The sequence below is a fragment of the Roseovarius marisflavi genome, assembly GCF_900142625.1.
Classification (GTDB): Bacteria; Pseudomonadota; Alphaproteobacteria; order Rhodobacterales; family Rhodobacteraceae; genus Roseovarius; species Roseovarius marisflavi.
The window spans coordinates 1-8,356 of sequence record NZ_FRBN01000050.1; the positions used below are offsets into that span (position 1 = coordinate 1).

At 53.9% G+C, this 8,356-nt stretch carries 11 protein-coding genes; 6 read left to right on the forward strand and 5 right to left on the reverse strand.

All coding sequences use genetic code 11. From position 1 onward, the window contains the following. Positions 1-625 precede the first annotated feature (625 nt). Complete coding sequence (locus tag BUB78_RS19415; protein ID WP_073201009.1) at positions 626-1,876, forward strand: IS256 family transposase; 1,251 nt, start codon at positions 626-628, stop codon at positions 1,874-1,876. Positions 1,877-1,883: 7 nt separating this feature from the next. Here the strand turns inward: BUB78_RS19415 and BUB78_RS19420 are convergent, their stop codons facing one another. Continuing rightward, positions 1,884-2,753 (reverse strand): LysR family transcriptional regulator, encoded by an 870-nt coding sequence (locus BUB78_RS19420; protein WP_073201022.1) that lies wholly within the window; start codon positions 2,751-2,753, stop codon positions 1,884-1,886. Between the two features lie 132 nt (positions 2,754-2,885). Between BUB78_RS19420 and BUB78_RS19425 the strand changes: the two genes are divergently transcribed. Next, a complete protein-coding gene (locus BUB78_RS19425) occupies positions 2,886-3,740 on the forward strand; it encodes an alpha/beta fold hydrolase (protein WP_073201025.1) in 855 nt (284 codons plus the stop codon). 76 nt (positions 3,741-3,816) lie between these two features. Here the strand turns inward: BUB78_RS19425 and BUB78_RS19430 are convergent, their stop codons facing one another. The 3 genes from BUB78_RS19430 to BUB78_RS19440 all read right to left on the reverse strand — a co-directional run bounded on the left by BUB78_RS19430 (position 3,817) and on the right by BUB78_RS19440 (position 5,455). Continuing rightward, a complete protein-coding gene (locus BUB78_RS19430) occupies positions 3,817-4,254 on the reverse strand; it encodes a gamma-glutamylcyclotransferase family protein (protein WP_073201010.1) in 438 nt (145 codons plus the stop codon). A gap of 223 nt (positions 4,255-4,477) precedes the next feature. Further along, on the reverse strand, positions 4,478-4,990 hold the full coding sequence (locus BUB78_RS19435; protein WP_084732976.1) for a cupin domain-containing protein: 513 nt from the start codon (positions 4,988-4,990) through the stop codon (positions 4,478-4,480). A gap of 30 nt (positions 4,991-5,020) precedes the next feature. Next, a complete protein-coding gene (locus BUB78_RS19440; RefSeq protein ID WP_073201012.1) occupies positions 5,021-5,455 on the reverse strand; it encodes a carboxymuconolactone decarboxylase family protein in 435 nt (144 codons plus the stop codon). 115 nt (positions 5,456-5,570) lie between these two features. Here BUB78_RS19440 and BUB78_RS19445 point away from each other — a divergent pair, with 115 nt between their 5' ends. After that, positions 5,571-6,065 carry an RrF2 family transcriptional regulator gene (locus tag BUB78_RS19445; RefSeq protein WP_073201014.1) on the forward strand — a complete coding sequence of 165 codons (495 nt, stop codon included), beginning with the start codon at positions 5,571-5,573 and terminating at the stop codon, positions 6,063-6,065. Positions 6,066-6,199: 134 nt separating this feature from the next. Then, the gene (locus tag BUB78_RS19450) at positions 6,200-6,451 is read left to right on the forward strand and encodes a hypothetical protein (RefSeq protein WP_073201016.1); all 252 of its coding nucleotides are present in this window, start codon (positions 6,200-6,202) and stop codon (positions 6,449-6,451) included. 394 nt (positions 6,452-6,845) lie between these two features. On the opposite strand, the gene BUB78_RS19455 is transcribed toward BUB78_RS19450, so the two are convergent. After that, positions 6,846-7,538, reverse strand: coding sequence for a class I SAM-dependent methyltransferase (locus BUB78_RS19455; protein ID WP_342742353.1), 693 nt, complete (start codon positions 7,536-7,538; stop codon positions 6,846-6,848). A 78-nt stretch (positions 7,539-7,616) separates the two neighbouring features. Between BUB78_RS19455 and BUB78_RS21485 the strand changes: the two genes are divergently transcribed. Both BUB78_RS21485 and BUB78_RS21490 read left to right on the forward strand, forming a co-directional pair. Beyond that, the gene (locus tag BUB78_RS21485; protein WP_073201018.1) at positions 7,617-7,997 is read left to right on the forward strand and encodes a LysR family transcriptional regulator; all 381 of its coding nucleotides are present in this window, start codon (positions 7,617-7,619) and stop codon (positions 7,995-7,997) included. Continuing rightward, positions 7,918-8,292, forward strand: a complete 375-nt coding sequence (locus BUB78_RS21490) for a LysR substrate-binding domain-containing protein (protein ID WP_342742354.1) — start codon at positions 7,918-7,920, stop codon at positions 8,290-8,292. Before BUB78_RS21485 ends, BUB78_RS21490 begins: the two co-directional genes overlap by 80 nt. The last annotated feature ends 64 nt before the right edge of the window (positions 8,293-8,356 follow it).

Genomic DNA, 8,356 nt, shown 5'->3' on the forward strand with positions numbered 1-8,356 from the left:
CTTGCATTGGGTGGCTCCTCCTATACGCAGATATGGACATCTGCAGTATGGCGCATTGCGACGCCGATTGGAGCAGGAGCCATCCACCCCATCAGGAATGTTTGACTGCGAGGCAGCTTGGCAATTCCTTCAAGAAGGTCCGGTTTGGGCCGGTCGCAACGATGTCTTTTGGGTCAGTCGCGCATAACTCTCTGCACCGCCGCATGACGGCTTTGAGCCCGAAGCAGAAGTGTCAAAATCTTGCTGCGCGCGCTTGCAGCTCAGAAATTGCCGCGAGAGCAAGAATTTTGGTGCCGCAGTGTAGCGGAAGGAACGGTCATTCATGCAGACCGCGGCGAGGATCAGACGTCGCATTTACAGGTCGCGGGCTTGCTGACCATCGCCGCGTTCACTCATTTGCCCGGGTTTTGCCAATAAAATTGTATAGACCTGAGTGGTACGGAAAAATCGAACCGGAAGCTTTGCGGTACGCAGGTAGCCTCGAGCGCGCATTCACGCGGCGGTTAATTTAGCTAGCTGTGTACTTGCGCGAGAAACGCGCGAAAGTTGGTGATGCCCTGAGGGGCGGCATATCATGGCGGTGTCGAGTCGCCGTCAATTCTCTGCTGAGAAAGGGATATGCCACATGTCAGAGACTACCATCACCCAACTGCCCGATCCATCGGGTTTTTCATCCGACGCATTCACGGACGTTCTACGCGATGGCGCGCGCAAGCTGATCGAACAGGCGATCCATGCCGAGCTGGCCACGCTCATGGCTGCCTTTTCCAAGGAAAAGCTCGAAGATGGTCGTGCCCGCCTTGTGCGCCATGGACACTTACCCGAACGCGAGGTGATGACCGGCATTGGTCCAGTGCCGGTGAAAGTGCCGCGCGTGCGGGATCGGGGCGTTGGCGAAGACAAGATCACCTTCACGCCCAGCATCCTGCCGCGCTATCTTCGCAAAGCGAAATCGGTCGAAGAGTTGCTGCCGTGGCTTTACCTCAAGGGCGTGTCCACCGGCGATTTCACTGAGGCGCTGGAGGCGCTGCCGGGCCCGAATGCCAAGGGGTTGTCCGCCAAGACTGTCACGCGGCTGAAGGCCGACTGGTGGACAGACTATGAAGCTTGGCAGAAACGCGATCTTGGCAACCGCCGCTTCCTCTACATCTGGGCGGACGGGGTCTATTTCAAACCGAGAATGGCTGAAGAAAAACAATGTGTTCTGGTAGTTGTTGGGGCGGATGAATATGGCCGTAAGGAGCTGCTGGCGATGACTGACGGTTTCCGCGAGAGCACGCAAAGCTGGCGTGAGGTGCTGCTCGATCTCAAGCGGCGCGGCCTGAAACAGGACCCCAAGCTGGCCATAGGCGACGGTGCTCTGGGGTTTTGGACGGCCCTGCGCGAGGTGTTCGCTACGACGAAGGAGCAGCGCTGTTGGGTTCATAAAACCATGAACGTGCTGAACGCGATGCCGAAATCCATCCAGGCCAAGGCCAAAGGCCATCTGCACGACATCTGGCAGGCCTCGACGAAAGCCGAAGCGAACGCCGCCTTCAATTTCTTCGTCGAAACCTACGGCGTGAAATGGGACAAGGCGGTAGCCAAGTTGGTCAAGGACCGGGACGCGTTGCTGACCTTCTACGACTACCCGGCGGAACACTGGAAACACATCCGGACGTCAAATCCGATCGAAAGCACCTTCGCCACCGTCCGGCATCGCACAAAACGCACCAAGGGGTGTCTCAGCCGAAAGACCGGACTGGCAATGGCCTTCAAGCTGATGATGTCTGCCCAGAAGAAATGGCGCAAACTCGACGGCCAAAACCGCCTGCCCGAGATCATCCAAGGGGTTGAGTTCCGCGACGGGCTCCGCCACGTTCAAGCCGCCGCCTGATCAGGCGTCACCAACTTTTGCCTATATCTCTACTTGCGCGTGAAATCTCTTCTGCCAGAGCGGCGACTGGTTTCGATCGGGACTTTCTACCTTGACGAACTGCAAATGTGACACCGGGCGGCGATGGAAGCCTTTCACTTAGGACTTCCATTTCGCTGGTCACGTGCTGACCGGGTAACAAGGCAACTCCGAGACCCGCCTGAACACCCGAAACGATCCCGGCTGAGCTTGCGCATTCCAGAACCGTCTCCAGACTGACACCAGCGTTCTGAACCGCGTCCATCGCCCATTGTTTGTAAAAACACTGGGCATCATAGGCCAAGAACGGCAGCGGCTGGTTGAAATCCAGCTCAGCGTCGCGCGCTTTAACCCAACAAAGGCGATCATCGTAGAGATGCACGTCCGACCCTTGCAGCCGGTGAGTGAATAGTTGCATCACAGCCAAATCGATTTCGCCGATTTCAAGTGATTCTTCCAGTTCCAGGCTCTGACGCACCTGGGTTCTCACCGATACATTCGGGTGCAATCTGACGAAACGGCCCAGGATACGTGACAAATCACTGCTGGTGGTATCTTCGGTCATCCCCAGCTTGATTTTCCCTGCAAGGGGCCGTTTGCTCAAACTCAGCAGCGCCTCGTCATGGAGCGAAAGAATGCGTCTGGCAAAGCCGACAAGCTGAGCCCCATCTTGAGTCAGGAGCGGCGCGCCGGGCCGCCGCGTTAGCAAGCTGCAATCCAGCCCAGTTTCCAGACGTTTGATTTTGTGGCTTACCGCAGATTGTGACAACGTAAGATATTCGGATGCCCGCGTTATGCCGCCGAAATCCTCGATCGCGCAAAGTGTTTGAAGCGCATCAATGTCCAGTCTTTGACCCATGTCACTCCCCTTCAAGTCAAGCTCCGAAGTCACGTTGCATGAATAAAATAGATTGAATTATGAAAATATCCCATTTGATTCATGTTCTAGTCGGTGACAGGTTCAGATGCAAACCTGAACTGGAGATCCATCATGAATCACATCGTCACTGACCACGCCCTGATCAACAACACCCGCATTGCTCATGGCGTCCACGGCGCTGGCGAACCAGTCGTGCTGATCCACGGAACTCCGTCCTCGTCCTACATCTGGCGCAACGTCATGCCGCCATTGGTTGAGGCTGGCTTTCAGGTGCACGTGTTCGATCTCTTGGGCTATGGCCTGTCGGAACGTCCGTGGGATCCGAACATCGACACATCAATGACGGCACAGGTTCCCATTCTGGATGGGCTTCTTGAGGTTTGGGGGCTCGATACGTTCCACCTGGTTGCTCACGATATTGGTGGCGGTATCGCACAGCGGTTTGGCATCCAGTCAACTGAACGATTGCGTTCATTGACCATGATTGATGTGGTCAGCTATGATAGCTACCCGTCGAAACGTACGCGCGAACAAATGGATGCGGGCCTCAATGCATTGATCGAAGCGCCGGATGCGCAGCACCGGGCCCACTTCAGGGATTGGCTTCTATCAACCGTTGAGAATAAGCAGAAACTTAGCGATGACGCCCTTGAAATCTACGAGGATTTTATTTCGGGCCCTGTCGGGCAGGCGAGCATGTTTCAACATCAGGTGCGCCACTACGACCCCAAGCATACGATGGAGCTTGCGGATCGGATGGATAAATTGGGGCAGGTTCCTGTCAAGCTGATCTGGGGTGCTGACGATGCATGGCAGGTCACTGATTGGGCGCACAAACTGAACAAGGCAATCCCCGGTTCGGATTTAACGATCATCGAGAATTCCGGGCATTTCTCGCTCGAAGATCAGCCTAAACGTGTTTCGGAGCTTATTGTTGCATTCCTCAATAGTCGACATTCTCTGTAATGCAGGGATACTGTAGCTGTGAGCTCTAAGTTGCCCGAGAGATGCACGGCTGACGGCATCGTTCCTGTCCACAACCTCAACTGGACGCGGCAAAGTCTTCGAGGCGCTCCACACACCAGTCTGGGAACCCGAACGCGCGTGCCGGCATAAGAATTCGCGCAAGATACTCTGGGGTTGCGGGTGAAGGCGGTGTTTCGGGGGCAATGTAACACAGCGCGGGAACCAATGAACCATCTTCCTTCTCGCAAAGAACCGCTTCTGGAAGGTAGGTCGCGCCTAGTTCTTTTTGAACATACAGACCGTAGAGACGCTCCAGTTCCTCATGGGTTCCTGTTACTAGGATACCGTACGTGCAATGCCTATCGGAACGAACCAAATTTGCCAGCGGGCTGATTTGAATATCGAAGCCTTTCAACTTCGCAATATGTACCTCATCCGGTTCAAACCCGACCTTTTTCAAAACGTTAAGATCAATGTTTGACCCGTAAAAAAATACCCAAACCCGATTTTTCACGTTTTTGCCTTCCGAAAAATTGTGCGCGTTAGGAGCCAGTATAGATAGACGATGACATCGCTTTGAAATCTTGAGCTACCCTTGATACCTGATTGATATCGCCGCGGGTTTCGAACGCCCCACGCTCGGACGAGATGTTGGTGGTCATTAACCGGGGTTGATTTGAATGTCTCGTCGGTCACGATCGGTCATTCCCCCAAAAAAATTGCAAAACCAGCTCCGGCTAGTGATCGTCCATCTCGGGACGCGTGATCACCGCGTCGGCATCGCTATAGATAACAGCCAGGAATTTCGCTGGCACTGTTGTGCTCGGATTTTCCGTTCGGCGGTGCAGCACTTCTGCCTGTTCGGTCCAGCTTTGCCCGGCGCTATATTCCACGGGGTCTTCACCTTCCAGCTGGCTGCGAACCTTGCCCTGAAGCAAGTAGACATAGACGAACCCACCATGCCGATGCGGCCCGACCACCTCGCCGGGCGCAAGTTCGATCGTCAAGGCTGTCATAATACGACCTGGAAAATCCGGCAGGGGAATCTGGATGAGCAGGTCTCGCTGTACGCCCGGACTACCTGGTTTTGCGTCATTGGCGTGCCCGTCTGCCACCGCAATCACCGTGCTAGCAATTGCAGCAAGACTGTAAATAAGAACACTGGGCAGACGGTGCCTTGGCCGCCGCCAAGAAACGGCACGCCCTTCAACATTTGCGGATATGGTGGCGCTGACTTTATCGAACAGCATGATATATTCCTTATTGATTAGCGTTTCTGATCAAGCTGGCATCTGGGCACCAACACCGATCCGATTCCAAAGGTTCATGGTTCCAACCGCGACCGTCAGCACCGCCAGCTCTTGCTCAGAGAACTCTGCGCGCGCTGCACCGAATGCTGCGTCCGGTACGCCGGGCCCAGCAAGCATGGTCAGCGTCTCAGCCCACGAAAGAGCAGTTTTTTCCCGCGCATTGAACAAGCTGGATTCCTGCCAGACGGGCAGCAAGTGCAGGACATTTTCTTCGACACCGTCATCCATTGCTTCCTTGACGTGCATGCCAACGCAAAAAGCGCAGCCATTTACCTGAGAGACCCTGATTTTGATGAGATGTATAAGCCGCGGCTCCACCTCCGCCTCGGCGACTGCCATGTTTAGCGCCAGCAGGGCGCTGTAGAGTTGTGGTGTGTCTTTTGCTACGTTGAAGCGCATTGTCATTGGAGTGGTCCTTTACGTGAGTGGTAGTTGCATACGAATCATGGATATCTTATATCGATGATTAATCACTGCAACCGCTAATCGCGTGGGTCACCGAAATTAGGGGATATTCCGAATGCGACGTTTAGGGGATGGCGTTGAAGCGGCGCTGCACTGCGCGGTAATTCTGGCGGCTTTGCCAAAGGGCAAAGTCCTGTCCGGAAAAGACCTTGCGGCGCTGCATGGCCTTTCAGAAAGCTACCTTTTGAAGCATCTCCGCGCTTTGACGGCCGCCAAAGTGACCGAAGCAGTTCCGGGACCGCGTGGAGGCTATAAATTGATGCGTTCAGCTGAAGAAATATCCATGCTGGAAGTGGTCGAAGCCATCGACGGCCCTGGCCCGGTCTATGTTTGTCGGGAAATTCGGCAAAATGGTAATGTCACGACAAACGCCGCCTGTGCCTACAAAAAGGACTGTTTCATCAAACGACGAATGCTGACCGCAGAACAACAATGGCGGGACGCTCTGCGTTCTCAGACCCTGAAAGATCTGCTAAACGATGGTGACGTCGAGATTGGCGAAGAAAACAAGCAGGCAGTCGGGCAATTCGTTGCCGAGAAGCTCAGGTAAACGATTTCGATGTAAGGGGTGGAATTGGGAAACCGCACAACGCTCTATGATTTCCTGACTAACCAGCCCTGCGCTTTGTATCGTTCCATCTTAACGGTCACACCTTCTATCATGAGACCGCAACAGGTCTTGAGATGGACATGGAGCACTACTTTGGCCGTGACGACGACGGCGCGTACAAGACAAGGATTCTGGGTATTCTGACAGCTGTGCCGGGCAAACCGAGGCGCTTCATGATCAAGATCATATGCGACATTCGGCCAGACGGCACACGCGGCACGAGGAAAACCGACTCAGGCCAATTCAACAGCAACGGCCTTGTTGAATTACGCGACAACGACAACCTTGTTGGGCTAATTCGCAACCAAGGTGAAATTTGCCGATAAATTCAATTGCCGCGGATACGGTTTGCCACCGGTTCAAACAGCAATTCATGAACGCAGAAATGAATTCGGAAGTCGGCCCCTTCCCTGTGCGCTAATTGTGAGGCTTTTGGAATGACGGGAATACACCAGACGAAACTGCAAAGCGTGAGAACATTGCGTAGGCCGAATATCCGGATGTTTTCCGGATCGCCGTGATCCAAGCAGGCGCACGGGGCTTGTGTCCGGTGTTTGTAGAAGCAGCCCTTCGGATCCGAAATTTGACATCGATAACCACCAGCGGCTGTTTAGCGCGCAACAGCAGTCATCTGACAGAAAGACTCAGATGACTGTTCCGAGCCCTGATCGACCGATGCTACAAATCGGATGAACGACTTCTTCTCGCCTGCACCACGCACTAGACCTTGCGCGCCACTATGTAGTGGGCGGGAGGTGGTCCTTTGGGATGATTTCCGCTTTCAACTATTTCAAAACCCGCGGCGGTGACTGCGTGCTCCAGCTCTTTCACTGAAAAACTGCGTACGTAAGGAGCTTTGCCAATCAATTGCATCACCGGAATAGCGATACGGATCGCCAAGGATTTCAGTGCACCGCCAATGCCTGCGCCACGTTGCCCAAGGCAAGTGGTTTTGGTGATGAAGTATCCACCTTTGGGTAGCAACTCATGAATCTGCGCAAAACGCTTTTCCATGTCTGGCACCAAGTGAAACAGACTGTAACCCATAACAACATCATATGGGCCTTGCTTCGGAACATCTGCGCCGACCTCGAACGACACGTTTTTTTCGCCCGTGTTCGCGGCTTTTTGTCGTGCGATGGCCAGCATGCCCGGCGATAGATCGATTGCCGTGATCTGTTTTACATTTGGGGCCAACAGCAAGGCTGTTGAACCAGTGCCGCAGCCAAGTTCAAGGACCCTATCTTGAGGCGTCAAATACGTGCGTGTCCGGCCAAGAGTGTATTCGTAAGCGGCCTGATCGGCGATGGGGGACTTTGCGTACTTTGGCGCTGCTTTATCCCAAAATGTAGCGTGCTGGTTCATGTCTATCTCTTTGTGCTGAACATTAATTGCGTCGATGCTTACATTCATGCGCTTCTGTATGTAATTGACGAAATTTTCATACCATCTATGACTTTTTGTATGAATAGACCATTTGACTGGAACAGAATGCGCGCCTTTTTGGCGACCGCTGACGAGGGATCGCTCACTGCGGCGGCCCGCTCTCTTGGACTGACCCAACCCACTTTGAGCCGTCAGATTTCTGCGCTCGAAGAAGAGCTCGGCTTGATGCTGTTTGAACGTGTTGGTCGGGGGCTCGAATTGACCGCCGCTGGCCGCGAGATGCAGCACCATGTGCGGGACATGGGGGCCGCTGCCGATAGGGTTGCTTTGGCTGCGCTTGGTCAGGCGCAATCAATTGAAGGTGAGGTTCGCATAACAGCAAGCGACCTAATTTTCGGCAGTTTTGTTGCCACGTGCGATAAGCAGGATAAAGACGCTTGCTCCCAATCTAGTCATAGATGTCATTGCGGCCAACGACGTTCGTGATTTGATGCGTAGAGAGGCGGATATCGCCGTGCGTCATGTGCGCCCGGAACACCCCGATCTGGTCGCACGATTAATATGCGAAGCGAATGGCTATTTTTATGCCTCAAAGGAATACCTGGCTGCACGTGGACACCCTCAATCGTCCAGTGACTTGGACCAACACGATTTCATTTCCATGGGCGATGTGTCCCGCATGGTAGACTACCTAACCTGCTGGGTGAAGCAGCCGGTACATCCCATTAGCAACAATTGCTGCAGATCAAACGAATGTCTTGTGTGGATGGCTCCTGCATAGCAAGACATTTTTGATCAGATTTGTGCATTTGTCAGAAGCAGTCATGTGTCCGGCCTGTTTGCGC

Bases quoted from the DNA above. Each gene is read 5' to 3' on its own strand.
- BUB78_RS19415 (WP_073201009.1), top strand. From the start codon at position 626: ATGTCAGAGACTACCATCACCCAACTGCCCGATCCATCGGGTTTTTCA.
- BUB78_RS19420 (WP_073201022.1), bottom strand. From the start codon at position 2,753: ATGGGTCAAAGACTGGACATTGATGCGCTTCAAACACTTTGCGCGATC.
- BUB78_RS19425 (WP_073201025.1), top strand. From the start codon at position 2,886: ATGAATCACATCGTCACTGACCACGCCCTGATCAACAACACCCGCATT.
- BUB78_RS19435 (WP_084732976.1), bottom strand. From the start codon at position 4,990: ATGCTGTTCGATAAAGTCAGCGCCACCATATCCGCAAATGTTGAAGGG.
- BUB78_RS19440 (WP_073201012.1), bottom strand. From the start codon at position 5,455: ATGACAATGCGCTTCAACGTAGCAAAAGACACACCACAACTCTACAGC.
- BUB78_RS19445 (WP_073201014.1), top strand. From the start codon at position 5,571: ATGCGACGTTTAGGGGATGGCGTTGAAGCGGCGCTGCACTGCGCGGTA.
- BUB78_RS19450 (WP_073201016.1), top strand. From the start codon at position 6,200: ATGGACATGGAGCACTACTTTGGCCGTGACGACGACGGCGCGTACAAG.
- BUB78_RS19455 (WP_342742353.1), bottom strand. From the start codon at position 7,538: ATGAATGTAAGCATCGACGCAATTAATGTTCAGCACAAAGAGATAGAC.
- BUB78_RS21485 (WP_073201018.1), top strand. From the start codon at position 7,617: ATGCGCGCCTTTTTGGCGACCGCTGACGAGGGATCGCTCACTGCGGCG.